The organism is Rhizobium sp. BT-226 (genome assembly GCF_025847085.2).
Classification (GTDB): domain Bacteria; phylum Pseudomonadota; class Alphaproteobacteria; order Rhizobiales; family Rhizobiaceae; genus Rhizobium; species Rhizobium sophorae.
Window position 1 is genome coordinate 760,926 of record NZ_JAOYTI010000003.1, and the last position, 26,094, is coordinate 787,019.

Annotated in this window: 21 protein-coding genes and 1 pseudogene; 18 read left to right on the forward strand and 4 right to left on the reverse strand. The window is 59.8% G+C overall.

Annotated features, from left to right (window positions below; genetic code table 11):
* Positions 1-201 precede the first annotated feature (201 nt).
* From tssH to OIU37_RS23215, 13 genes are all read left to right on the forward strand, one after another.
* The gene (gene tssH, locus OIU37_RS23155) at positions 202-2,976 is read left to right on the forward strand and encodes a type VI secretion system ATPase TssH (RefSeq protein ID WP_264258756.1); all 2,775 of its coding nucleotides are present in this window, start codon (positions 202-204) and stop codon (positions 2,974-2,976) included.
* A 41-nt stretch (positions 2,977-3,017) separates the two neighbouring features.
* Positions 3,018-3,494 carry a type VI secretion system tube protein Hcp gene (locus OIU37_RS23160; protein ID WP_003575677.1) on the forward strand — a complete coding sequence of 159 codons (477 nt, stop codon included), beginning with the start codon at positions 3,018-3,020 and terminating at the stop codon, positions 3,492-3,494.
* A 79-nt stretch (positions 3,495-3,573) separates the two neighbouring features.
* On the forward strand, positions 3,574-4,167 hold the full coding sequence (locus OIU37_RS23165; RefSeq protein ID WP_105008874.1) for a hypothetical protein: 594 nt from the start codon (positions 3,574-3,576) through the stop codon (positions 4,165-4,167).
* 13 nt (positions 4,168-4,180) lie between these two features.
* Complete coding sequence (tssI, locus tag OIU37_RS23170; RefSeq protein ID WP_264258758.1) at positions 4,181-6,442, forward strand: type VI secretion system tip protein TssI/VgrG; 2,262 nt, start codon at positions 4,181-4,183, stop codon at positions 6,440-6,442.
* A gap of 10 nt (positions 6,443-6,452) precedes the next feature.
* Positions 6,453-7,562 carry a DUF2169 domain-containing protein gene (locus tag OIU37_RS23175; RefSeq protein ID WP_264258759.1) on the forward strand — a complete coding sequence of 370 codons (1,110 nt, stop codon included), beginning with the start codon at positions 6,453-6,455 and terminating at the stop codon, positions 7,560-7,562.
* Complete coding sequence (locus OIU37_RS23180) at positions 7,559-9,064, forward strand: DUF4150 domain-containing protein (protein WP_264258760.1); 1,506 nt, start codon at positions 7,559-7,561, stop codon at positions 9,062-9,064. The genes OIU37_RS23175 and OIU37_RS23180 overlap by 4 nt, the downstream gene beginning before the upstream one ends.
* Positions 9,065-9,086: 22 nt before the next feature.
* Positions 9,087-10,070 (forward strand): DUF3396 domain-containing protein, encoded by a 984-nt coding sequence (locus OIU37_RS23185; RefSeq protein WP_264258761.1) that lies wholly within the window; start codon positions 9,087-9,089, stop codon positions 10,068-10,070.
* Between the two features lie 37 nt (positions 10,071-10,107).
* The gene (locus OIU37_RS23190) at positions 10,108-10,494 is read left to right on the forward strand and encodes a sulfurtransferase TusA family protein (RefSeq protein WP_264258762.1); all 387 of its coding nucleotides are present in this window, start codon (positions 10,108-10,110) and stop codon (positions 10,492-10,494) included.
* Positions 10,495-10,627: 133 nt separating this feature from the next.
* The gene (locus tag OIU37_RS23195) at positions 10,628-12,130 is read left to right on the forward strand and encodes a DUF4150 domain-containing protein (RefSeq protein ID WP_128403416.1); all 1,503 of its coding nucleotides are present in this window, start codon (positions 10,628-10,630) and stop codon (positions 12,128-12,130) included.
* Complete coding sequence (locus tag OIU37_RS23200) at positions 12,130-13,242, forward strand: hypothetical protein (RefSeq protein WP_128403415.1); 1,113 nt, start codon at positions 12,130-12,132, stop codon at positions 13,240-13,242. Before OIU37_RS23195 ends, OIU37_RS23200 begins: the two co-directional genes overlap by 1 nt.
* A 92-nt stretch (positions 13,243-13,334) precedes the next feature.
* The gene (locus tag OIU37_RS23205) at positions 13,335-13,622 is read left to right on the forward strand and encodes a hypothetical protein (RefSeq protein WP_264258763.1); all 288 of its coding nucleotides are present in this window, start codon (positions 13,335-13,337) and stop codon (positions 13,620-13,622) included.
* A 135-nt stretch (positions 13,623-13,757) separates the two neighbouring features.
* Positions 13,758-14,423, forward strand: a complete 666-nt coding sequence (locus tag OIU37_RS23210; RefSeq protein WP_264258764.1) for a GAD-like domain-containing protein — start codon at positions 13,758-13,760, stop codon at positions 14,421-14,423.
* Between the two features lie 81 nt (positions 14,424-14,504).
* Positions 14,505-14,807, forward strand: coding sequence for a PAAR domain-containing protein (locus tag OIU37_RS23215; RefSeq protein ID WP_264258765.1), 303 nt, complete (start codon positions 14,505-14,507; stop codon positions 14,805-14,807).
* 330 nt (positions 14,808-15,137) lie between these two features.
* On the opposite strand, the gene OIU37_RS23220 is transcribed toward OIU37_RS23215, so the two are convergent.
* The gene (locus OIU37_RS23220) at positions 15,138-16,544 is read right to left on the reverse strand and encodes an adenylate/guanylate cyclase domain-containing protein (protein WP_182208167.1); all 1,407 of its coding nucleotides are present in this window, start codon (positions 16,542-16,544) and stop codon (positions 15,138-15,140) included.
* 336 nt (positions 16,545-16,880) lie between these two features.
* Complete coding sequence (locus OIU37_RS23225) at positions 16,881-17,990, reverse strand: sulfite oxidase (protein WP_264258766.1); 1,110 nt, start codon at positions 17,988-17,990, stop codon at positions 16,881-16,883.
* 380 nt (positions 17,991-18,370) lie between these two features.
* Here OIU37_RS23225 and OIU37_RS23230 point away from each other — a divergent pair, with 380 nt between their 5' ends.
* Positions 18,371-19,177: a class I SAM-dependent methyltransferase gene (locus OIU37_RS23230; protein WP_182208169.1), complete on the forward strand. Its 807-nt coding sequence runs from the start codon at positions 18,371-18,373 to the stop codon at positions 19,175-19,177.
* Between the two features lie 245 nt (positions 19,178-19,422).
* Entirely contained in the window at positions 19,423-19,899 is a 477-nt protein-coding gene (locus OIU37_RS23235; RefSeq protein ID WP_264258767.1) for an NUDIX pyrophosphatase, read from the forward strand.
* Between the two features lie 101 nt (positions 19,900-20,000).
* Here OIU37_RS23235 and OIU37_RS23240 read toward each other — a convergent pair.
* Positions 20,001-20,192 (reverse strand): annotated as a pseudogene (locus OIU37_RS23240) (MarR family winged helix-turn-helix transcriptional regulator); the annotation flags it as partial.
* Positions 20,193-20,415: 223 nt separating this feature from the next.
* Here OIU37_RS23240 and OIU37_RS23245 point away from each other — a divergent pair.
* The 3 genes from OIU37_RS23245 to OIU37_RS23255 all read left to right on the forward strand — a co-directional run bounded on the left by OIU37_RS23245 (position 20,416) and on the right by OIU37_RS23255 (position 24,997).
* A complete protein-coding gene (locus OIU37_RS23245) occupies positions 20,416-22,344 on the forward strand; it encodes a diguanylate cyclase (protein ID WP_264258768.1) in 1,929 nt (642 codons plus the stop codon).
* Between the two features lie 77 nt (positions 22,345-22,421).
* Positions 22,422-24,716 carry an FdhF/YdeP family oxidoreductase gene (locus tag OIU37_RS23250; protein WP_264258769.1) on the forward strand — a complete coding sequence of 765 codons (2,295 nt, stop codon included), beginning with the start codon at positions 22,422-22,424 and terminating at the stop codon, positions 24,714-24,716.
* A complete protein-coding gene (locus OIU37_RS23255) occupies positions 24,713-24,997 on the forward strand; it encodes a hypothetical protein (RefSeq protein WP_171603674.1) in 285 nt (94 codons plus the stop codon). Before OIU37_RS23250 ends, OIU37_RS23255 begins: the two co-directional genes overlap by 4 nt.
* Positions 24,998-25,007: 10 nt before the next feature.
* Here the strand turns inward: OIU37_RS23255 and OIU37_RS23260 are convergent, their stop codons facing one another.
* Positions 25,008-26,006: an AraC family transcriptional regulator gene (locus OIU37_RS23260; protein ID WP_264258770.1), complete on the reverse strand. Its 999-nt coding sequence runs from the start codon at positions 26,004-26,006 to the stop codon at positions 25,008-25,010.
* Between the last annotated feature and the right edge of the window lie 88 nt (positions 26,007-26,094).

Below are 26,094 nucleotides of genomic sequence, written 5' to 3' on the forward strand. Positions count from 1 at the left end.
ACTGCCGAGAATGGCTATTTTGGGCGGCTCATATTGGCTTGTCAACCACAGAAGGATGATGACGGATTTATGACGACTTTCGATATGCTCATTTTTCAAAATAGAGTCGTTTTTCTTCTGGACAAGGGTTTATGAGCGCCCTAGTTGTTTCTTCGCATCGGGAGAGCGTACTGAATTTCGACGTAAAGACAGGACTGGCGGATGCCCCATATCGATCTCAATCGTCTGATTAGAACGCTTGAGCCCAATTTACGTGTCGGTCTTGAGACAGCGGCTTCGCTTGCCGTGCGGCATCAGCATGCCGTGGTCGATATCGCGCACTGGCTTCGCTCCCTTCTTGATATCGCAGGATTCTCTGCCGTTTTCGAAGAGCTCAAGCTCTCCTCGGAGATGCTGCGAACCGAGCTCGACGCGGCAATCGCCGACATCCCGCGGGAGGATGGCGCCTCGCTCGCGCTCTCCCCGAACCTGCTTGCCCTCGGGCGGGAATCCTTTCTGGTTGCATCGCTGCAGTGCGGGCGGAATGTCGTGCAGCTGGCCGATCTGCTTGCCGCGCTGATCAATGAGCCGGCATTGCGGGCCGTGATGCGGGGCATTGCCCCGTCGATACGCAATCTCGACAGAGCGACGCTCGAGAAGTTGCTGGAGACGGCGGCGACAGGCCCGTCGGGTGAGCTTTCTATGCCCGCCGCCTCGTCTGCGAACGTCTCGGGGGACAATGAATTCCTGCGGCTCTACACCCATGACATGACCGCGGATGCCCGTGCGGGCCGAACCGACCCGGTCATCGGTCGCGATGGTGAACTGCGACAGTTGATCGATATCCTGATGCGCCGGCGGCAGAACAATCCGATCCTCGTCGGCGAGGCGGGTGTCGGCAAGACCGCGGTGGCGGAAGCATTGGCGCTGGAGATCGCCGCCGGTAACGTGCCGGCCCGGTTGAAGGACGTGAGGCTGCTGCTCTTGGACCTGAGCCTCTTGCAGGCAGGCGCCGGCGTCAAAGGCGAGTTCGAACGGCGTCTGCATGGCGTAGTCGATGCAGTGAAGACCTCGCCCGAACCGATCATTCTGTTCATAGACGAGGCGCATGGGCTGATCGGCGCCGGCGGGCAGGCGGGACAAGGTGATGCCGCCAATATCCTGAAGCCCGCTTTGGCGCGCGGTGAACTGCGCACGATCGCGGCAACGACCTGGGGCGAATACAAGCGCTTCATCGAAAAGGATGCCGCACTTACTCGCCGCTTCCAGACCGTGCATGTCCGCGAGCCGGACGAAGAAGCCGCAATCCGCATGCTACGCGGCGTGGCGGAAGGCCTGAAAACCCATCACAAGGTCCGCATCCGCGACGAGGCGATCGTCGCCGCCGTCCGGCTTTCGGCGCGCTATCTGCCGGATCGGCAGCTTCCCGACAAGGCGATCAGCCTGATCGACACGGCAGCTGCTGCGGTGGCACTGGCACGCCAGACGACCCCGGAGGCGCTGAAATTGCTCGCGGACGAGCGCGATCTTCTGGAAACCGAGTCGAGCTGGCTCGCACGCGAACCGGAGACGTCGGAAAAGCGTGCCCGGCTCGACGAAATCGCCGGCAAGCAGCAGCAGATCGTTCTGGAGATCGAGGCGCTCCGGTCGAAATTCGACGAAGAAAACCGGCTCGTCCGGGAGGCTGACCGGCTGGAGGAGTTTTTCTCGCCCGACGACGCCGTCGTCCCGCTGGCGCCGGCCGACAATACGGGCGACGGCACGAATGTAGCGCCTTTCCCATCGCAGACCATGACTGCCGAGAGCGCACGCGCGGCGCTTGCGGCGACGGAGCGGAGCCTGGCGACAGTCGCGGATCAAACGCCGCTCCTGCCGCGCGTCGTCGACAAGGAGATCGTTGCCGCCGTCGTTGCCCGCTGGACCGGAATTCCGGTCGGCAAGCTGCTGTCGGACCAGATCGAGACGGTCAAGACGCTCGATGCCCGGCTGAAGGAGCGGGTGCTTGGTCAGGATGCGGCGATCGAGCGGATCGCTTCGGCCATGCGGGCGGCCCGCGCCGGCCTTTCCGATCCGCGCCGGCCGCCGGCCGTCTTCCTGCTGGTCGGCATGTCCGGCACCGGCAAGACCGAAACTGCGCTTTCGCTCGCCGACATGCTCTATGGCGGCAGCCGGTACCTCACGACCATCAACATGTCCGAGTTCAAGGAGGAGCATAAGATTTCCATGCTCCTCGGCTCGCCGCCCGGTTATGTCGGTTACGGCGAAGGCGGCGTGCTCACCGAAGCGGTGAGGCGCAGGCCCTATGGCGTGCTGCTGCTCGACGAGATCGACAAGGCGCATCCGGGTGTTCAGGAAATCTTCTACCAGGTGTTCGACAAGGGAACGCTGCGCGACGGCGAAGGCCGGGACATCGATTTCAGGAACACCACCATCGTCATGACGGCGAATACCGGTTCGGAGATGATCGCGGCCCTTGCCGCCGATCCCGAGACGATGCCGGAGGCGGATGCACTGGAAGGCTTATTGCTGCCGGAGTTGCAGAAGCATTTCAAGCCGGCCTTCCTCGGCCGCACGACCGTGCTGCCCTTCATGCCGCTCGGCACTGAGACGCTTTCCGGCATCGTCGATATCCAGATCGGCCGCATCCGCGAGCGGATCGGGACGACCTACGGGACGACGCTTTCACTGTCGCCGCAAGCCCGCGACGCGTTGATTTCGCGCGCCCGCACCAGCGAGATGGGCGCTCGCGCGATCGAGGTCATGATCGCGCGCGACCTTCTGCCCGTTCTTTCGACGTTTTTCCTCGATGCCGTCGCGGCCGGGAAAAAAATTATGGGGATCACGATCGGTTACGACGGCCAGGGCTTCGGCCTGAATGCCGAAGAGGCCGCCCCGCAGGAATTCGACACGCCGGGGGAAAACCGGTTGTCGGATGAAGTAACCCCGAGCCGCAAGCGCACTCGGGGAGCAGGAAGAAGAAAGGCAACTACGCCTTAGACGCAACTAGGCACTCAACCGCCAATAGGAGAGCTGACAGCATGCCGATTTATCTTCAGATCGACGGTATCCAGGGTGATGCGACCCACGAGCAACATCGCAAGTGGATGGACATCGAAGCCATCCACTGGAACGTCGCCCGCAACATGAACACCTCCGCCGGTTCGGCGGCAAACCGCGAAGCTTCCGAGCCGACCGTTTCGGAAGTCATCCTCACCAAGGTCAGCGACTCCTCGTCGACCAAGCTCTTCCAGGAGGCCTGCTCGGGCCGCACCGGCAAGCGCTCCGTCATCCATCTCGTCACCACGGGCAATCCCGGTGACACCTATATCGAGTACTCCCTCGAGAACACGCTGATTGCCAGCTACTCGATCGATTCCAACGGCGACCGCCCGGTCGAGACGATCAAGCTGAACTTCACCAAGATGGAAGTGAAGTACACGCCTTACGACGATAAGCACTCGCCGCAGTCGCCGATGATCGCCTCTTACGATCTGGCGACCACCAAGGCTGCCTGATATCCGACTGGAAGGGGCGCCGCATCGTTGCGGCGCCTGTTCGCTCCATCGTCGTCGCGGGCTTGAAGGAAGTCTTCCCATGAGCGGATTGGCCATCGATAATGTGAAACTGACGAACTACCATCTCATCGTCGAGGAAGTGTTCGACGAAAGCGTCTTCGGCATGGTCGCGCCCAGCTTCAAGATCAAAGGCGTCAAGGGGGTCGGGACCAGCCATCTTCAGGTGATGCGCAGCGTCTATACGCTTGCCATCGGCGAAGATGTCTATTTCAAAGGCCGCAAGCTGCAGGGTTCGCCCGGAGCGCGGGAATTGCTTTCGGAATTCTTCGAATCGGGAACGCAGCTGACGACCCGCCCGAACGGCCGCACGACGGTCATGCACCGCTATCTCGGCAAGAAGAACATCTTCACGGCGAAGGCGCTGGAGCATTACAAAGCGTCGGTCACGCTGAATTTCCTTCCCATCTATGGCGAGGATCCGGCGCCGACCCGTTTGCTGTACGGCAATCCCGCGGTCACCTTCATCCAGAAGACCGGAGAGCGGCCGATGGCTGCCGCCTATTTCAACGGCAATAACAACCGGCTGGAACTCCTACATTATTTCGATCGCCGTACCCTCGTCGACGGCTTTTTGAAACGCTTCTCGGAAGCGTCCGCCGCTGCCGTAGGCTGAGAGGTCCTCATCAATGAACGATATGTCGTCCGCCGCGGATTTTATCCAGGCGAACCGTATTCTGAAGATCGTCTCGCCGCTCGGCGAGGACCAGCTTCTGCCGGAGCGGGTGACGATCGAGGAAGGTATTTCCTCGCTCTTTGAAATCAAGCTGTCGGCCCGGGCCAAGAAGCCATCGGTCAAGCCGGAGGAACTGATCGGCCGGCTGATGGACGTCTCCGTCGAGGTGCAGCAGGGCGAGGATGGCGGCGGTGTGCGCCGGCCGTTCAACGGCCTGGTGACCGAACTCAACGAGGGGCCGCCGATCACCCGCGGCCTCAGGTCTTATTCCATGGTGCTCAGGCCGCAGATGTGGCTGCTGTCGCGCCGCTCCGACTGCCGCATCTGGATGGACAAAACCGCGGTCGATATCGTCGAGACGCTGTTTTCCGAGCACGGCATTCCCGCGCCAGACACGTCGGGCGTGATCACGCCACCGCCGCCGCAGCATTACTCGGTGCAGTGGAACGAAACGGACCTCGCTTATCTCACCCGCCGCTTCGAAGAAGACGGGCTGTTCTACTGGTTCTCGCACGAGGACGGCAAACACAAGCTGCATGTGGCCGACAGTGCCCGGTCCTGGCTCGGCCCGTCGCCCTCGGCACAGGGCGAAGGGCGAGTCCGCCTGGCGCAGGGCTCGGCCGACCGCAACCATATCACCGAGTGGAGCCGGCGCTATTCCTATGTGCCGGGGCAGCGGGCCGGCGCCGACTGGAACTTCGAGACGCCGCGCATGGTGCCTGGCACCATGACCCCGTCGCTGGTGCAGATGCCGGAAGCGACGAAGCGCGAACTTTACGAATATCCGGCGCGCATCTCGTCGGTGGCCGAGGCGGAGCGGGCGGAAAAACTTAGGATGCAGGCCTCCGAAGCCGATCACGACCGGGTCTTCGGCGGCTCCACATCCCGCATCCTTGAGGCAGGACGCCGCTTCACGCCCTATGAAGTCGCCCATCCCGACCACGTCTATGAGGAGCATGTGGTGGTCAAGGCGGTGCATACCGTCGTCGACCGCTCCTACGAGACGAACAGCAACGAGCCGGAATACACGAACACATTCGAGGCGGTGCCGTCGCGGGTACCGATGACGCCGCATCGCGAGACCAAGCGGCCGCGGATCGAGGGTACGCAAGTGGCGATCGTCGCCGGCCCTTCCGGCGAGGAGATCCATCCCGACCAGTACGGCCGCATCAAGCTATGGTTCCCCTGGGACCGCAAGGCGAAGAAGGACGGCTCCGACACCTGCTGGGTGCGCGTCAGCCAGGTCTGGGGCGGCGGAACCTGGGGCGCCCAGGTCATTCCGCGCATCGGCATGGAAGTGATGGTCGCCTTCGTCGACGGCGACCCCGACCGGCCGCTGGTCACCGGCGTGGTCCCCAATCCTTCCAATACGGTCCCCTACGACCTGCCGGCCAACAAGACACGCATGGTCATGCGGTCGAACACGCATAAGGGTACCGGCTTCAACGAGATGACGTTCGAGGATGAGAACGGCAGCGAAAACATGTTCTTCCATGCGCAGAAGGACCAGACGACGCGCGTGCTGAACGACCGCACCAAACGCGTCGACCGTCACGAGGTCTCGGCGATCGGCGCCAACCGGACGGTCGAGGTGGGCGGTAACCAGAAACATGAAGTCGGCGGTTCGATGAACACCGTTGTCGGTGGCACGGGGCCGATGGCCATGGCGCTGATGGGGGCGGTCAGCGGTCTCTCCGGACATACGGCGGGGCTCTTGGCGCAGGCCGGCCAGATTGCAGGCGGTGGCGGGCCGGGGCTTGCGGCCTTTGCCGGTACGCTTGCGTCGTCAGCGCTCGGTTTCTTAGGTGCCGGTGGTCTTGGCAGCCGTGAGGGGGTCGTCTCGGGACCAAGCCCGCGCGCCGATGCCGGTACGGCGCTGGCCGGCTCCGGCACGGGTGTCGGCGACGCGGCTTCAGGCCTCTTCCCTCTGCCCGGCATCATGAACACCATCGTCGGCTCGTTCAAATCGGACACGATCGGCATCGCCCGCGCTGAGCAGATCGGCATGAGCAAGGTGACCAATGTCGGCCAGACATCACTGGAGAGCGTCGGCAAGTTCAAGAAGATCGCGGTCGGCGAAGAATTCGTCATCGAATGCGGCGATTCCAAATTCATCATGAAGGCCAATGGCGAAGTGATCATCCTCGGCAAGACGTTCAACTTCGTCGCCACCGAACACTTCCAGATGCGCGGCAAGCCGATCGATCTGAACTGAGGAGGTTCGCTTGGAACTGATCAACCGGCTTCCCTTTCCGGCCATGGCCTTCCGGCAATTCGACGCGAACGGGGATTTGGATTGTGTGGTCTCGGTTCGCGGCACGTTCGAACACGTTCAAAACGGCAGATTGCGGTTGTGTCGCGAGCAGGAAGACTTCCAGTGGGAGGACGCCTATGACGGCGATCCCCATGCCGCGCCCCTGTTGCGCCAGTCCGACCTCACGCCGGAGAAGGCTGGAACCGACATTGCGTTTTTAGGCAATGCCTATGCGCCGAGTGGCGTTCCCGCATTGTCATGGCAGGTCGCCCTGCGCGTCGGGCAGCTCTCTAAAAGGCTCGAAGTCCATGGCGCGCGCTTTTGGCGCCCAGTGATCAAGGAAAAGTGGGCGGGCTTCTCGGCAAAGGAAGCCAAGCGAGTGCTGACGGATTGGCAGTTGAGCGAAGCCGAACAGGCATTGTCGGTACCGATGTGCTGGAGCAAGGCCTATGGTGGCCGAATTCCCGGTACGGGCGATCCGGAGACCGAAACGCCCGCCGATGTTGAAGCGCGCAATCCGCTCGGCTGCGGCATCGTCAATCTCGACATGCCGACGAATCATGCAGCTGTCGCAGCACCGCAAATTACGTTGCCGGGACGGACGCTGAATTGGCGCGAGCCGGCCGAGCCCCAGGGACTGGGCTTGGTGTCGCCTTGGTGGCGATCTCGCCAGCAATATGCCGGGACCTATGACGACGCTTGGCTCAACGACCGTCACCCGCTTCTGCCGGAGGATTTCGACGAACGCTTCTGGCAATGCGCTCATCCGGATCTCATCGCCACGCCGTGGTTGGAGGGGAACGAGGAATATCTGTTGGAGAATCTGCACCCCAAGCTTTCCGTCGCCAAAGGGGCGCTGCCTGATGTGAAGCTTGGTGTTCATTGCCGGCGCGAAGACTGCGATGAATGGAATCTCCTCAATCTTGACGGCGTGCTTTTCGACTGGCGTAGCGACAGCCGAGTGGTTTTGACCTGGCGCACACGCTTTCCGCTGCCTGATGCAGGAGAAACGGTGCTGACGCTAAGCCGTGTTGTCCTGAAAAGTGACAAAAGCGGAGAAGCTGGAAGGGCGGCTGCATGAGCCTGCCTTCACCCCAGGACATCTATGCAGGAGAGCCGCAATACCCGTCTCCCTGGACGACACGTAAGCCGCGAGAGGGACTTCGTGACAACGATTCCGCCCGCGTCATCTGCCTGGCACCGGATGTCTGTAAGACGCCCATAGGGTCCTCGATCGTCCCGATCCCCTATCAAGTCGTCGATTATTGCGGACATGACGCGCTTTATACTGACAGCGTGCGCTTTACCTCGCAGAAAGTCATGGTTTTGCGAGCGCACACGACCCATGTCCACGGCGACAAACCGGGGACGGCACGCGGAATAAAATCAGGAACCGTCGAGGACATATGCGAGCCGATAGGCCATGCGGCTCACGTTCGCGCCGAAGGTTCGCCCGTCATTCGTCATCTCGATCGTTTCAAGATGAACAACGGAAATACCGAAGGCGAGGCGATTTTCATTCGTGACACCGGAGTTTACACAGCGCCGTTTGACACCGATCCGGTGCGGGGATCATTGGCTTTTGCAAGCGCCGAATATGCGTCTCTCCCGGGATCGATGGACAATCCGCGTGCGTTGCCTCCCGGTTCCTACCAAGTCGCACAGAATTCCGGAAGCAGTGTCATCGATGCAGGCGGTGGCCTTTTCGACGGCGCATCTCGACGGGGCGCAACAACAACGAGCAGACCGCTCCAGGTGCCATCGATGCGACGCACCGGAACCTGGGCTGCGATTGTCGATGCGCTGACCTCGGGTGGGGTCACACGCGCGCAAATAGGAACAATGCTGTCCGAGCTGGACTATTATGCCACCACCCCCGGAAAAGGTTTGACCTCGGCTCAGATGTCAGTGCTGGGTGCCGCTGCGGGCGAAATCCGCGGAACAGCGCTTCCCGCTGGAGACTACGACGCCGCGCAGGCGATCAAGGATCGAGCGTGGAACCGCGTCTTTGCAATGGCCAACAATCAGGATGCGGCGACGACTTCGGCGGAGAATGTACGCGTCACAGGCGCGAGGGCCGAGTGCGATGACATCTGCAAGCTCGCGTGCGAATGCATGCAAGACCGCGGTAGCGCGGCAACCTACACCGAATGTGTCGCGCGAAAGCTCCGCGAAAAACACTATGATCCGAACGGGCCACGACTCCCGGATGGAACGCCTCGCTATCCGAAAAGCCCGAACGCTGACGGACCGCGTCCCGAGGTCAGCTATGATCCGGCAAACGGCTACCGGCCAAACCCCAGCAACAATGTCGCGGGTATGCCATCCTCTCAATATCCCGTCAGAGGCATGCCCCGACCCGATATTTCCTGGTGGAAGGACGGTAAACTTTGGAAAATATTCGAACTGAAGTTTCCGACATCGAGCGGCGGCGTTGACGGCAATACACCCATGCAGGCAGCAGGCGAATACCTTAAGATTGCAGAGGAAAACGGTCTCGATCCAGACGAAGATTTGATTGACATCGATGTAGGTAAAGACTGCGATTGCGATACGGGCGCCGCAAAGCCGGGCCGATGCTGAGAACGGATGGAGTGTGGCGCAGATGGATTTTCCTCATGATCTTAAACTCGACCCGACCGACATAGAAAGGCGAGGCGTTCTGCGCGATCAGGAGACGAACCTGATCCGTTCGCGTGTCGGCATTCTTCTGTCTCTCTATTTTAAAGACGGCTATCTCCGGGAGAAGCGAAAGGAGCTCGTCGCAGCGCTTGGCGAATATATGGACGTTTTTGGAGAGCAGATCACCCATTTCAAGCATGGAGAAGATGGACGGCTACATAAGTATTCCGGAGACGGCATACCGGATGCCTATCTGCGTGATGTGGATCTTCCCGAGAACGAGATGTTCTATCTCCATGTCCGACATTACGATCCACGCGAGCAGAACGATCCATCGCTGTACATGTTCATGGCATTCGGGCACCAACGGGGCGACCAATGGCCATTGTCAGGCTTGAAGGTCTATATTCCGCCGAGTTTCGTTTTCGAACAGACTGAACGTTTTATGAAGCTTATCGCCCGGTGGTGCGATCGGCTTGATGTTGTTCACGGTTCCGGCGGGCTTGGCACCCTGTCTAATCCAGGGTCCGAGACATCAGGGGACGCCTATTATTACCCATGGTTAGCCGAATACCCCGCCCTAGAGTATGACGCTATGGGCAACTACTTTGCGACAACGTACAAAGGTGGTTTTGACAGGCCGCGCTCATCCAACTGGTTGACCATTTTGGGCGACGATAACGTTGCCAAGCTGGGAGGGGAAGCCGCTATAGCTGCGCAGCTTTCCGAGGATATATCGGTCATTCGCTTTAAATCGGGGATTATAATTCGCGCGGGCGCCCTCCCTGTATTGGGAAGTGCTGCTACGGGCGGAGTGCCGGAGGCCTATCGAATCGTTGCCCGAATCGTCAAACCGATCCGCTTCGAAGAATATCGATTCAGCATCTTCAAATTGCCAGCTCACCTCAATTCCGGAAAGGAGGCGAGGCTCGCAGAAAACCTCAAGTGGATCAGACGGTTTGATTGAAGAGGCGAGACCGGTGCCCTGCCACGGAGATCCGAAAATGAAGGAATTTGTTCCCGTTGAATTCGACGCTATTCCGGAACTGGTGAGTGACAATGAATTTCGTAGCCTAGTGGAGACTTACACTTCCGAAGGTTTGGAAGATTTCGCCGGCGATCTGGCTGAAGGCATCGTTCAGGGTGTCGCCGACGTGCGCGGTCGCCGCTGCCCCTATCCCGTGAGACGTATGAACAAAATGCTTAACTCGCTGCAGCAAGGAGAGCGGCTTCTGGTTCTCACCGATGATCCAGTTGCAAAGATTGACGTTCGGCACGCAGTGCGAACGAACGGCGATTATCTTAGGTGCGCGGTCTATGTCGGCAGTTTTGATGCATTCCTCGTGGAAAAGGGCGGAGCCCACATGCAGGATAGGGAAGCGCTGTCGTGAAGTGCGGGTTGAGGCAGTCTACTCGATCAAAACTCGCCCCGTTCGTGCCTCCGCTGTTAGTGTCTGGTAATCTCCGGCTTGCGCGGGCGGAGATCAAAGTAGCGGCTGACGCTCCCGCGGGCAGAGCAGTGACATGAGCATCCCACGCGACAACTATGTCGGGGAGCCCGACTATCCAGCGCCCTGGACGACGAAGCAGCCGCGCGAAGGTTTGCGTGATCTTGACGAGGCAAAGATCGTCTCGCTGTCGCCGGATGTTTGCCTGACGCCGGTCGGCTCTTCGGTCGTTCCTATTCCATACCCGATCGTCGACTATTGCGGGCATGACTCGGGATATACGCCTTCCGTCCGCTTCACCGGCAAGAAGGCCATGGTCATGCGATCCCGGACGACGCACGTCCATGGCGATGCGCCGGGAACGAGAAAGGGTGTCAAATCCGGCACCGTCGAAGATGTTTGCGAGCCGATCGGTCATGCCGACCAGGTGCGCGCCGAGAGTTCTCATGTTATCCGGCATCTCGACCGCTTCTGGATGAACAATCGGAATACGCAGGGCGAAGCGATCTTCGTGCGTGGGACGCAGACATATGCGCCGCTGGAAGACGACGATCCTGTGCGGGGATCGCTGCGCTGGAACGGCAGCGATGAAGGCAAGATCATGAGCGATGCCTCGCCGGAGCCGCTGGTGATGGGCGCACAATATGCGCAGGCAGCACCGGCGACGGTACCTCAAACGGTTCCTGCGCCAGTTCGACCCGCCCCGGTGCCGCGACCACCGGGGCAGGTCATCCGGCCGAATGTTCCACAGTGGAATAGGCCTCCACCCCGGCCGACCATCAAAGTCGGTAAATGGGTCGGAAGGCTCGGCCGATTTGGTAGGGCAATGACTGGTATCGGAGCTTTTATCGAGGGTATGTGGCCAACCTCGACGGCAATGCCGTGGTATGATGAAATGCCACAAGATGATTTCGAACGGGCGCTTTTCCGGAAGGCACGCGAACTTGAGGAGCAAGGCGTCGACGTTGATGACGTTCAGGAGTGGTTCCGATCCGAGCGCGCAGAGAACGCACGACGCCGGAGGCAGCAGGAGACAGAAGAACGGCAGCAACCGCAACCTCTACCCCAGACGCAGGGTGCGCGCGTTGATGAGGAAGGCTCACAACGTCGATGCATTGTTGGCCCCTACGAGGAGATCGAGCCGATATGTCGAGGCAATGCTCACCATATCGTTCCTGATATGGCCTATCGATTAGGGCGGCGACCTGCCAAATCCGAATATGATTCCACAGAGAATCGTATTCCCAACGCACCGACGCTTAACCAGGGGATGTCGATTTGTTTGCTAAGTCGGCAGCACGGAAGCGATAGCGAAGGATTGCATGGAATACTTCGACAACGGTTTGCAGAACTCGCAAGCCCTGTACCGGGGACAGCGCCTATGGGGGCAATATTAGCTGAAAGTATCAAAGTGATCGAGGATATTCCGGATTTGCCGGAAGAATGCAAAGCGCTAGCTACAGCCATGGCAACAGGCCAGGTCGCGTCAAAAACCGGATTTGCCGCTCCTGGGCGAACGAGGGAACGGCCACTTCCATCCGGCGATGCCGAAACAGTACTGAGAAGGGGACATTATTGATGAACGGCAGTGACTGGAAGGCAACAATTCAAGCCGCTGTGGCATTTGATGTCGACCGCTTTGCGATATGTCTTGGCGAGCTTGAATACGATGATCCATTTACTGCGATCATTTCCTATGATGGGCGATTTTCTCAGCCGTGGAGCAGAACGGATGTTCAGCGCGAGATCGTCGATATCAGCTATATGGAAGCCGATCCTACGGAAGGCCATGTACCGGTAGCGCTCAGCAACGAGGGCGACGTCTATGTGTTGAAGGACGAGCATGCGGAGCGATCGAAGATCCCCGGAGCTGGGATTCTCAGCGAAGATGCTGAGGGTTTTGGGGCAGTCCATACGCTGGTCGTAGATGGACATAGCCAATATGTCGTCGGGGATAGCCGTCAACTCTATCGCAGAGAGGGCTTTGGAACATGGCAACGGCTTTCTGCGAACAAATCCCGCGAGGACGGTTATGAGGCCGAACATTTTGGAAAGGCGATTTCCTTGGACGGTTCGCTCATCGTCGAAAGTGTTCAAAGACCTTATTCTGCACCAAGCGCTGCGCAGCTCGATCCCAAAAGCTGGGAAAATGTCAGCCCGGAGCAGTTCCTGAAGATGATGAAGGAGCAACGGTCCGAGCGCGTTACAAGGCCACGCATCCAACGCGTCTATCATTATCTCGACGGCGGTTTCTCACGATTATCCCTCCCCGAAGATTGCGTGATTAGAGGGCTATACCGCGACCCGGAGCAGCGCATTTGGCTTTTGGGCGTGGCAGGTCTGATCCTGCAGGGAACCATCGAAGGAGGATTTGAGAAGGTCGGCTTCCTCGGGGATACGGAAACGTTGTTCAGCGCCGCGTGGTGTCGTTCCGAGCTGTTTGCGGCCACAGACGACGGTCTTCGCCGATTTGACGGCCATAAGCTTGGCATCGTGAAACCCAAACTAAATTCCGCAGCTATAAACCGAAATATTCCTGCACCTCTGAAAATTCAATCTTTCGATAACACGCTGATATATTTCGACAGGAAGCATGGCGTGTGCAGGTGGGACGGGCAATCCTGGGATTGGTACGAGATCCCGCCGTCACTTCTGCAACGCGAGTTCAAAGGCTTGCCTGCCAGACAATAGGGCTCGTCTATCGTATCCTTGCAGCCATACCTGTTCATGGGCGGAAATCGTCAGCACAGCCACCGGGATGCGGAGAAGTCCCTGATCGCGATTTGAAGGAGGTACGACTGATCGCAGCGGTGTTTTTTGAGGCGCGAGGCAAACCCCACGTGGCCAGGAGGATTTCCGAGGCCGAAGCGGAAATTACCGCCACTGACGACGAAGATTTCGAGGAGCTTTACGGAGCATGGGAGCCGACGCTTTACGCTGCGGCTATGGCCGATGACCGATATTTTGCGCTTCTGGTCGGCGGCCCGCGCTGGGATGAACATGCCGCTCGTTGGCAGCGGCGGCGGGCGCGTTGCCAGCAAGAAGAAGTAGATGCGAGTGGAAGAGATTGAGCCTATCAGGAAAGTCTAGAGGTAGTGATAGCCAAGTTCATTGCCGGTGGGACCGAGGAGGAGCGAGTTGATCCCGGCAATGCTCCGATGTCATCATATTGCCCAGTGCATCTGTCGGTTCTAAATGGAGGCACCGTGAAGGATTATCAGGTAAGGCTTGCTTCAATCGTCGAGGATTTCGGTACTCCGCAGGGCGGGGAAGCGGCCGTCGATGTGGAGCGATACCGCGGCAGGGTTCCCGATGCGGTGATCGAGTTCTGGCAGCAGAACGGGACCGGGATCATATTGAATGGTTATTTCCAGTTCTGCGATCCCGACGCCTATGCATCGATCATGAAGTTTGTCTTTAGCGGCGATTCGCAGATTGACGCCGAGCAGACGCATGTGCTGGGCTTTGGCGCATTCGGAACGATCATCGCGTGGAACGAAGTTCATCAGAATGTGACCATCGATCTTGTGAATGGGCAGGTATCGTGCCAGGCGCTGGTCAACGGCAAGACCTACGATCCCAATATTGCCGTTACCAGCGAGTTGATGTTGCTCGATAGTCCGACATTCGACGAATACGACGCAGACGCCAAAAAGCTTTTTAAGCCGGCGCGTTCGAAGCTCGGCAAGCTCGGCGTAGGGCAGATCTACGGGTTCAGGCCAATCCTCGCGCTCGGCGGGAACAGGGCTCTGGCCAGCCTGACGATCTACGAAGCGTTGCCGCATATGGCGATCTTGGCGCAGGCGCATGAGCTGCAATTGATGGACAATGCTCCTTTCCCGCCGCAACCGGTACGCGTGATCGGAAGCTGATACCAGACGCCTGTTTGCGCACGTCGGAAGCCACAGGCTTGTGCGGGCCGGTTTGCCGGTACAAAGAAGAGGAGCTCCAGAATGGTCGGCCGTCCGGTCACACTCAAAGGCCATATGCATGTTTGCCCGATGGTTGATCCCGGTCCGCGGCCGCATGTTGGAGGGCCGGTGTCTTCGACTTCTCAATCCTTCGTCTGCGTCGAAGGCGTGCCGATCGCAACGGTGGGCGACAAGTGCACATGCACGGGCGTTCCAAGGACAGCCGGCATTACAAGCGGATCGTCGGTTGCCAAGATCAACGGCAAGAACGTCGCCCGCTTTGGTGATGCCTGCGAGCACGGGGGGCGGTTGGTCCAAGGCATCACCTGGCTGACGTTCGAATAGACTTAATCCTAACCTTTCCCCACGTCCCTCATTACGATTTACGGGGCATGAATGATCGCAGCAGAGTTTTTTGAGGCGCGAGGCAAACCCCACGAGGCCAGGAGGATTTCCGAGGCCGAAGCGGAAATTACCGCCACTGACGACGAAGATTTCGAGGAGCTCTACGGAGCATGGGAGCCGACGCTTTACGCTGCGGCTATGGCGGACGATCGGTACTTTGCGCTTCTGGTTGGCGGCCCGCGCTGGGACGATCCCTATACCATCATCCTGACGCGCGACGCCGAAGCCCAGACATTCTCGCTGGCCCGACGGCCGAAGCGCAGACTAAGCTCACGACAGCGCAAAAATCCTCACCTCGCGCCCGATACCCTGAAGCTCCGCCATCCGGGAGGCCGAGGTGATACCGCTGTCGCGGAGGATCTCTGAAACTTGGGCATCTTCGACGATCGCCTCCGTCGTCATGATCACATTGGGATCGGCAAGGCCCTGGACGCGGGAGGCGATGTTGACGGTCTGGCCGAAATAGTCCTGCCGGTCGTTCAGGTTGACTGCGAGGCATGGTCCCTCATGGATGCCGATCTTCAGGAGAAGGTCGTCGCTGCCGTGTTCGGCATTTAACCGAAGCATCGCCTCCCGCATCCTGAGTGCCGCCGCCACCGCGCGGTCCGGGCTCGGGAAGGTCGCCATCACGGCATCGCCGATGGTCTTGACGACCGCTCCGGCCTCTGTGGCGACGATCTCGTGAAGAACCCGGAAATGCGCGCGCACCAGATCGAAAGCGGCAAGATCTCCGACGCGCTCGTAAAGCGCGGTCGAGCCCCTCAAGTCGGTGAAGAGGAAGGTCAGGCTGGTGATCTTGAGGCGCTGGTCGACGTCGAGCGTGTCGGTCCGATAGATGTCCCGAAAACTCTGGTTGGTCAGCAGACGCTTGGCTGTCAGAAAAGCCCGCCTGCGGCCCAAGAGGTCGTGCAGCTCGTCTCCTGCGATGCAGACATTCGGCACCACCCTGCGATCGGTGTGGTTCTCGAGGGTGAGTCGCAGTGAGCCCGGGCGCAGGGTCAGCGTTTCGTTCAGCGCATGCGTCCGACTGATGATCATCGAGAGGTTTTGACGTTCGTCGGTGGGCTCGCCCTGCACGTCGATGAACTGCGCCGAGTGAGTAACCGCATCGAAGATGATCACGAACTGCGCCGGCAGTTGCAGGGAGACAAAGGCCTTCTCGCCCGGAGCCAACTCGATCATCTCCAGCTGGATGCGCGAAAACCGCGCTTCGAGATCGTCAGGCAGGTCGACGCCGGAGCTGAAGAAGATCTGGCGGTAGTACTCGAGCGGCGGTAACCGATCGGGGTCGTGGGCGGCAATCCTGCGCACGCGCGGGCTGACTGTGAACGTGACCTCGACCATCTCGTCGAGGGTTGGTTCGTATCCGGCCGCGCAGAGCGCGCAATGATACGTCTCGTGGACGACGGTTTTGAGGGTTGCGCCGCTGTCGAGGACGCCGCCGCATCCCGGGCAAAGGACATTCCAGGTCATCTCGAACGCGCCTATGCGGGCTGCATGGAGAAATGCGGCGATGGTTTTCTCTTCATCGAGATGGTGCTTATCGGCGAAAGCGAGCGCGTTGATGCGATTGAGCTCGCGATCCGAGCCATGCATGACGACGTTCTCGATGCACTCAACCGTCTGCGGGTCGGCCGCCTGTCGCAGGGAGGCAAAAAGGACGTCCACTTCGCTCATTAGACAAGTCTCCGTGTGCAGAACCCACGGCGGACGACGCCAGGGCCGCGATCATAACACGGGAGTTTCCTAATAGAAATCTATAGGCTCGGAGCTGCCTGCTGCCCAAGCGACTTGGACTGTTCATTTGTAGAGCGCCGCAACCAAGATCCCGCCCGCTTCGTCGCAAAATGGTCAATGACAAATCCGTGAGTGCTTCGAACCAATGACGGCATCAGTGCTTCCGGTTTGCGCCCTCATAATGGTCATCGAGCGCCCGTCACTGTTGCTGCAAAGCGGACCTGACGCAGTGACAACGCGGGTCGCAGTTGCGCCAAAACCGCCCCGAGCGGGTGATTAGATCACGAATTCCTCCTCGTACGTCTGTGGCTCGGGAACGACCGTAACCTCCACCGGAACGATCCAATTGGCTGCGTAGCTCTCGCAGTCGGAACGCTGGAGGTCGGGCTGCACGCACCCCGCCCCATCGATCGCGCGACATCGCAGTATATATCGCCCCACTTCTTCAGGGGTCCACATGTACTCCCACAAGCGCCATGCAAAGGGACGTTCTGTTTCGAGGAGCCTTGCCTCGCGCCAGCCACTGCCATCTCCGGTGCAGACCTGCACCTGTCGGATACCAGCCTCTCCGCTCCAGGCGGCTCCGAAAATCCGGTACGGTTGGCCGGCGATGAGACGCGCCCCCTGTACGGGACGCGCGATCTGCGCTTTGACCTCCATCTCCGAAAGGGGGACCAGCCTGGGTTCCCCGAGGTTGCGCTCCCAACGGAAATAGTCGCGCGCCTGCCAGTAGCCAAGGAACGGTTGTTCCACAACCGTGATATCAGTGATCCACTTGACCCAGGCCATGCCGAACCAGCCACCCACGACCGCGCGTAGCGGGTAGCCGTGATCGCGCGTCAACGGCTCCTCGTTCATCGAATAGGCAAGGATCGTGCTGTCAGCGATGGCCTTCTCAAGCGGTAAACTGCGCGCAAAAGCGATGGGGCCCGGCGAAGCCGTCTTCTTGTTCGTGTCGACGACGCCACTGTCTGCGCCTGCGAGCAGAACCTCACATGCGGTTCGCTTGACGCCCGCCATTTCCAAAATCTCGCGCAGAAGAACACCTGTCCACGCAGCATTGCCGACGGCTCCGTTCTGCCACTGCAACCCCTCCTTCGGCGGCTCATAGTAGACGCGCCCGTTGCCTGCACACTCGACGACGGCGGCGAAAGTCGTGCTCCGCATCGCCTTGATGCTGTCGAGGTCAAGTTCGATCGGCCGCTCCACCGCCCCGCCAACGCGCAATCTCCAGTCTCGCGCATCGAGGTGCGGCGACGGGAAATGGTTTCGCACGAAGAACTGCTCGGTTGGGATCAGCCAATCGGAGAGCGACGCAAACGGAAACTCGATATTCGGTGGGGATTTCTGTCGAACTATGAGACTGGGTTGCGGTGGTGTCGGCATCGTCCTCGTCTCCCCTTTCAAGAGCACAGCGTCGGCTCTCGGTCGCGCGAATTCCGGTACGATCACACCGCCCCTCGCAATGCGTCTGTCGCATTCCGCCTTCGGGCCGCATTCTAGCACATACCGCACGTTCCTCGGATCGACCTCGAATGGCAGCAAAAGGTCCGACGGCGGTCGCGCCCCTCAGCAGTCATTCAGCAACGGGATTCTCGTGCTAATAGCGGACGTTGTCCAGCGATCCGCAGTTCCTGGCTGCAATTGATCCTGTTGGCCACGGGTCGGGCTGAAGGATTGCAGTGAATGGGCGAAGCGGGCTTCCACCGTGCGCGACCCGAATGGCCGTGTTACGGTCCATTCTTGATCGAGAGAGGATGGCAACCATGGAAGCCGCAGAACTACGATATAATTGGGCTGATCCCGACGTCTACGAGACATTCATAGGGCGCTGGAGCGAACATCTGGCAAGCCCATTTCTCGCCCGTGCTAATATTGCTCCGGGCAGTCGCGTGCTCGATGTAGCATGTGGGACAGGTGTGTTGTCGAAAGCACTGGCCGAGGCGGGAGCGCATGTGATCGGCGTTGACGCATCGGAGGGATACCTGGAAGGAGCCCGCCGTCGACGATCCCACGCCAATATCGCCTATGAACACGGCGATGTCCGGCACATGCGGTTCGACACTAACTTTTTCGATGCGGCCGTTTCCACGCTGGCCCTGGACGTTATCCCGGAAATTGAACAGGTAGTTGCCGAGATGAAGCGCGTCACCCGTCCAGGTGGCGTGGTCGCGTCCGCCGTTACTCAGTTCTTGGGCGGCATGCCCGCCTTCGATCTCGTCATCAACACCGGCGCCGTGCTTGAGACCGACTTCGCCAGGCTGAGATCCATGCGGGCGGGGCGCCAGCTCTTCTGGCCGAATGGTCAGGCGACGTTGTGGCGGAAGATCGGCCTCGTCGACGTGACGGAGATTCCCGTTGTCGTGGATTGCGAGTATGCGTCCTTCGCGGATTATTGGGCTACGTTCACCGACGGCCCAGGCAGCATCACAAGCATATTGATGGCACTTTCGGACGACGCCCGCGGTTCGATCGAACAGCATGTTCGTGCCGGGTATCTGGTCGGCTTGCCCGATGGACCCCGATCATTTCCCATGATGTTCCGTGTGGTGCGTGGCTTGGTCCCAGCCTGATTCTGGAGAGCATGCAATGGGCGAGGGCTCGGTGTGGGCCGTTCTCAGACCTTAAACCCGCGGGTTGATCATCAGTTGTCGTTCCTAGGCAGCCAAAAGCTGCTAGGCCGCTTTCGGCCCCGGAGCAGACTTTCATTGCGCAATCCGTGCTTCCGGTTTGCGCCGGAAGCGGATGTTATGCGCGTTGCGGAATTTCCTGTTATGCCAACCGACGACGCAAAGGATCATTTTGGAGGAGAGGGCGAGTGGCCGAAATTCCAATCCGTTGTTTTGCTGTATCGGTCGTCGTCATCCGCAAAAGAACGGCTGGGTATGAGGTGCTGCTTTTACGCCGAAATCACACGCTGGTTGGTGAGTGGTGCCAAGTGGCCGGCGGCATCGAGGACGGCGAGAAGGCCTGGGAAACCGCGTTGCGAGAGGTCCGTGAAGAGACGGGCCTGATCTGCGACTTTCTCTATTCCGCAGATATCTGCGAGCAATTTTATGAGGCTGATCGCAATGCCATCAGCATGCTGCCCGTCTTCGTCGGCGTTGTGGATGCCGAGCAGACAGTTTTTATCAACGATGAACACAACGAATTTCAGTGGGTGTCATTTGCAGAGGCCATGGAGATGGTGCCGTTCGCTGGGCAGCGCCATGTTCTAAAACACATTGAGGCGGAATTCGTGAATCGGGAGCCCGTTGGGCATCTTCTCATCCATGAGATGTCGTGGAAAATTTAAGTTTTTTCGGAGCCTATGACCGGTTTGGGCCGGGAGCGCTCATGATGCTTCTCTGCGGCAAGTGGGTCTGAACCCAGGCCCGCCGGGAAAAGCGACGGGTTTCAGTTCCCCTTGTAGATCCGCTTCAGCGCAGCCAGCAGCGCATCCATCTCATCGCGCGAAAACAGGTCGATGAAACGCTGCTCGTGCGTGTCGATCAGCTTGCGCGCCTGTGCGAGCATGGCGCGTCCCGCCTCGGTCAGATGAAGTTCCTGGCGGCGGCGGTCTGCCTGGGAAGGCCGGCGCTCGATCAGGATGATGTCTCCTGCCGTCCTGGAGCATGATTTTTCAATGCCGGTTTCGCGTATTTCTGATGTCGTCATTCTGGCAGCGGGCCTCTCTGCCCATAGCTCATCGTCGTGCCTGACGCTCGCTTTCCTGTCGTCGCATTGCTGCCGGCCGGCCTGGAGACGCGTTTGCGAACGAATATGGCCTGATAGGTCTTTGATTTAACGAAGCTCAAACCAGTGTTGCCCTATGATTGGTTCGGTACATGTATTGGAAGGTGGATCCAACGCGGTGAATGGCATCTGGACGCAATTCGGTGGCAACCTGTCATTCGTGTGCCTGGCGATTTCGCTCTGGGCGCATTTCTCGATTCAATTTCAGAGTCGTTCGGTCACACAGGAAAAAATCGCCTTCGGACTCATAGCCGGCGGTGCCTCCATCGGATCGATATTGCTGGCCGTCGAATTCAATCCCGGCATTTATATCGACATCCGCTTTTCGCCGCTTGCATTGGCGGGCATGTTTGGCGGACCGATCGCGGCAGCCTTTGCGGCGTCGCTGGCGATGGTCTTCCGCTTCTGTGTCGGCGGCACGGCCATGATCGATGGCCTGATCGCAATTGCTGTCGCGACCGGGATTGGCCTGGCTGCCAATGCCTGGATCCGGAAGAGATCTCCCGAGCTGATGGACGTTGCGCTGCTGAGCCTCGCGCTCGGCGCCGCACTTATCGTTTTGATGGCGGTGCTTCCCACCCTAGTGCACGCCCGCGTATTGGCCATCATCGGTTTTCCTATGACCGTTTTGAACTGCCTGGCGACGGTTCTGTGTGGCTTCGTTCTGCTGAAGACGCAGCAATGGGAGCTGGAGCGAAGCATCTTGGTGACCGCGTTTTCGCAGTCGCCCGACTACCTCTACGTGAAAGACCGCAACAGCCGGTTCATCACCGTCAATGAAAATATGAGCCGCCTTTTTCGTTTCAGAACCACGGCGGAGATGACCGGATTGTCGGATTTCAATCTTATATCGCGGCCGCGCGCCGAAGAATTTTATTATCTCGAACAGCAGGTCATGGACACCGGGGTGCCCCTGATCGACTCCGTCGAGCGTATCGAAGACAGATACCTGCTCGCCTCCAAGGTGCCGCTGAAGGATAGGCAGGGACGGGTGATCGGCCTTGCCGGCGTCACGCGTGACGTGACGGAGCGGACTGCCCTGGAGCGGGAATTGCGCAAGAGCAAGAACCTGCTGTCACATGCGATGGCCGGCATGTCCGATGGCATCGCCATGTACGACAGCAAGGGTTTCCTCGTTTTTTGCAACGACCAGTACCGCACTGCCTTTCCGCTATCCGGGGACGCCCGCGTGGTTGGCGCGCATATCAGCGACATCCTTCGCCGCATTGCAGAAACCGGCGAGCGTACCGGCATTCCGGACAATGACCGCGAAGAGTGGATCAAGGCCGCCAGCGCCACGTTGCATAGCAACAAGGACGAAGAGGTTCAGCTTTATAACGGCGACTGGCGCAGCATCCGGACAAGGCTTGCGGAAGACGGCACGGCAATGGCCGTCGTCTCGGACATCACCGCGACGAAGCAGGCGGAAATCGCGCTGCGGCTGTCGGCGGAGCAGCTGAAGTCCCTTGCCGAGACCGACGGGCTCACCGGCATGGTCAATCGCCGGGCCTTCGACGAAGCTTTCGCGCGCGAGACCGCAGGCAGCGCCAGGAAAAACACGTCGTTCAGCCTTCTGATGGTCGATATCGACCGCTTCAAGGCCTATAACGACACTTATGGTCATCCCGCCGGAGACCAATGCCTGCGGGTCGTCAGCAAGTGTCTGCGCCAGTCCGTAAGCCGTCCGGCAGATATCGTCGCACGCTACGGCGGAGAGGAATTCGTGGTTCTGCTCCCCGCTACCAGTGCGAAAGGGGCAATGATCGTTGCCGAGCAATTCGCCCGTCTCCTAAGCCAGGAGAATATCGTTCATTCCGGCAGCGAATTCGGACGGGTGACCGCCAGCATCGGCATATCCTGCGCGACGGGAGCCACCCTGAGGATCGACCCGAGCCGCCTCCTGACCGAGGCCGATGCCGCGCTCTACGATGCCAAGACCCAAGGCCGGAATCGCATCCTGGCACATTCGCCTGAGGAACGGCATGCCATGAAGGGCGTCGGCTAGACCTTTGATAGGTTTTTCCTATCGAGCCATCGCCAGCGCGGCCTTGATGTTTTCCTCGCTTCGGCAATACAGGGCGCATGGACACAAAATTCATTGGTAAAAAATCGGCGGCAGCCGGCGGCTGGGGCGCTTTGAAGAGCTGTGGCAAGCAGTTGCTTCAAAGCGGCATGCCCATTTCAGGGGCGCGGACGATGCTGAAGGCGAACCAGCCGGATGGTTTCGATTGCCCGGGCTGCGCCTGGGGCGATCCGGAGCACGGATCGTCGTTCGAGTTCTGCGAGAATGGCGTGAAGGCCGTCGCCTGGGAGGCGACGGAGAAGCGGGCAACGCCTGCCTTCTTCGCGGAAAACACGCTGTCGCAGCTTCGTCAGCTGACGGACTACGAACTGGAACTGAACGGCCGTCTGACGCATCCGATGCGTTACGACGCGGCGAGCGACCGCTATCTGCCGGTCGCGTGGGAGGATGCCTTCGCCGAAATCGGAGCCATTCTCAAGGGGCTCGACCATCCCAACCGAGCGGAATTCTACACGTCGGGCCGGGCGAGCAACGAGGCGGCCTTCCTCTACCAGCTGTTCGTGCGCGTCTACGGCACCAACAATTTTCCCGACTGCTCCAACATGTGCCACGAGGCGAGCGGCATTGCCATGCGTCAGGCGGTCGGTGTGGGCAAGGGTACCGTGTTGCTGGAGGATTTCGAAGAGGCCGACGCGATCTTCGTGATCGGGCAGAACCCGGGCACCAACCATCCGAGGATGCTCGGCGACTTGCGCCGGGCGGCGATCCGCGGCGCGCGTGTCGTCGTCTTCAATCCCATCCGCGAACGCGGCCTGGAGCGTTTCTCCGACCCGCAAGACAAGGTCGAGATGCTGCGCGGCGGTTCGACCGATATCGCCAGCCTTTATCTGCAGCCGCAGCTCGGCGGCGACATGGCCGCGGTGCGCGGGATGGCAAAGGCTGTGCTGGCTGCGGAAGACGCAGCCGTCGCCGCCGGTCTGCCCTCCGTTCTCGACCATGCATTTCTCGCCGAACACTGCGCGGGATTTGCGGAATACCGGGCAGCGGTCGAGGCGACCAACTGGGCCGAGATCGAGGACCAGTCGGGACTGAGCCGGCAGGAGATCGAACGGGCGGCCGATGTCTACATCAACGCCGAGCGGGTCATCTGCACCTGGGCGATGGGTGTGACCCAGCATCTGCATTCCGTGGCGACGATCCGCGAGATCGCCAACTTCATGTTCCTGCGCGGCAATATCGGCAAGCTCGGTGCCGGCCTTTGCCCGGTTCGAGGCCATTCCAACGTGCAGGGCGACCGCACCGTCGGTATCAACGAAAAGCCGTCGGACGATTTCCTTGATGCGCTGGAGAAGCACTTCCGCTTCACCGTTCCCCGCGAACATGGCCACAATGTCCTTGCCGCGATCGGCGCGATGCTCGATGGCTCGGCTGAGGCCTTCATCGGGCTTGGCGGCAATTTCGCCCGCGCCACCCCCGACAGCGCACTCGTCGAAAAGGCGCTGCGGCGGCTGAAGCTGACGGTGCACATCGCCACTAAACCCAACCATTCGCATCTCATGCCCGGCGAGACGGCCTTCATCCTGCCGTGCCTCGGGCGCACCGAGATGGATCTGAACACGGCGGGCAACTCCCAGCTCATAAGCGTCGAGGATTCGATGAGCATGGTGCATGGGTCAGCCGGCATCAATCGCCCGGCTTCGCCGCATCTCCTCTCGGAAGTCGCCATCATTGCCGGCATTGCGCAAGCGACGGTCGGCTCCACCGTGGTCGACTGGGCAGAGCTTGCCGATGATCACGACCGCATCCGCGATCATATCGAGGCGACCATTCCAGGCTTCGAAAATTATAATGCGCGCCTGCGCAAGCCGCGCGGCTTTCACCTGCGCAATACGGCCGCCCATCGGGAGTGGCATACGCCGGCAGGCAAGGCGTCATTCTCTTCGGAAGCGCTTCCGGAGGAAACGGTGCATCAGCAGGCGCGAAAGGGCGAGGGGCGTTTCGCCCTGCAGACCTTCCGATCGCACGATCAATACAATACGACGGTTTACGGTCTCGATGACCGATATCGCGGCGTTTACGGGGAACGACAGGTCATCTTCATTCATCCCGCCGACCTGAAGGCGATGAATGCCAAGGCTGGTGACCGGGTCGACGTGGTGGGCGAGCATGATGACGGTATCGAGCGCATCGCAGCGGATTTCCGCTTTGTGCCGTATGACATTCCGCGAGGAAGCATCGCGGGCTACTATCCCGAACTGAACGTGCTCGTGCCGCTTGGCAGCGCAGGTAGGGAAAGCGATACGCCCACCTCGAAATCGATCATGGTGTCCTTCCGCCGGCGAAAAGCCGTGTGAGCGAAGAGGCGTCCGACGTCGATCGCTTTCTTGCCCTTGTCGCTGCGGCGCAAGGCAGGGATATCAGGCTGACATCCATACAGGCCGGTCTTCTGGTCGCCGCGGAATTGGGGATTGCGCGTGACAGCCGCACCTTTGCGCGCATGCTCGGGATCGCGCATTCTCTCGTGCTGAGGGAACTCAACGCCCTGGCGGAACGCGAGGGCGTGCTGCAGATCGTCAAGCGGGATTTGAGGACGATGAGAGTGTATTACACATTGCCGCCGGGTGACGAGACCTAAACCCCTTGCATTATCGCCGGATCACGCGCTTCCTGGTGTCGGAAGGGTATTCTCCGTATGTGTTTTTATAGACTGCGGAAAACCGGCCGAAATGAAAGAAGCCCCATTTGAGGCAGATGGCCTTCATGGTCTCCTTGCTCTCGGGATCGAGCAGATCCTGGCGCGCCGCACGCAGACGAAGGGTCAGCAGATAGGCGGCGGGAGAGGTTCCCCTGAAGGCACGAAAACCGGTTTCGAGCGCCCGGCTGGAGACGCCGGCGGCTTCCGCCACCTTCGTCATGGTGATCGGTTGATCGATATTGGCGTGCATGAATTCGATCGCCCTGCGGACATGCCGGGGCGCGATCAGGGCGGGGCCGTTCTCCAGGAAATGCGACAGCCGGTGCGGTACCAGGCGCACGACCAGATCGGCCAGCGCCTGCGTCATATGCGCCATGGCGATCGGCGACTGCAGCAAGGGGCCATCGTCGCGCATGCCTGAGATGATTGTCTCCGTAAGATTGCTGATCAGCCGGCCTTCCGGCTTGGACAGATCTAGTTCGGGCAACAGGTCGAGGGAGCCGCTGAACGGCATTTCGAACGTCTGGCCGATCGTCTGCAGGATGACGGGCCAGTTGATCAGCAATTCGTCGATGACGTTCGATTGCCCATGCATGATGACGCTGTCGGGCTCGAAATTGTTATAAAGAAGCAATTTTCCTTGCCCGGCCTCGGCGATGCGGGATCCATAAGTGACCCCCATGCCGCCGCTACGCGGCACGACGATCGACAGATACTCCGACGTATCGACGGTCGGCTCGATATTGAACTGAAACTCCGCCTCATGATAGCCGGTGAGCAGGACGGCCTTGTCACAGACGGAGAAATCCAGCCCCCAATGGAAGTCCTTGGCGCGGCCGACGGGCTCGGCATCAAATGCGCCAAAAGCGCCGCCCAGCGTTTCGACCATGTTGTCGAAGGACGAACCACTAAACCGAAATGAAAATGGGGCAGGGCTATTTTCAGTCATGCTGCTCCCATTGTTCGATCTGGCTGTTTCGGTGTGCTCTTTTCCACTGCTCGTAGGTGCCAGCGCGACGCGCGGCCGACCCGAATGT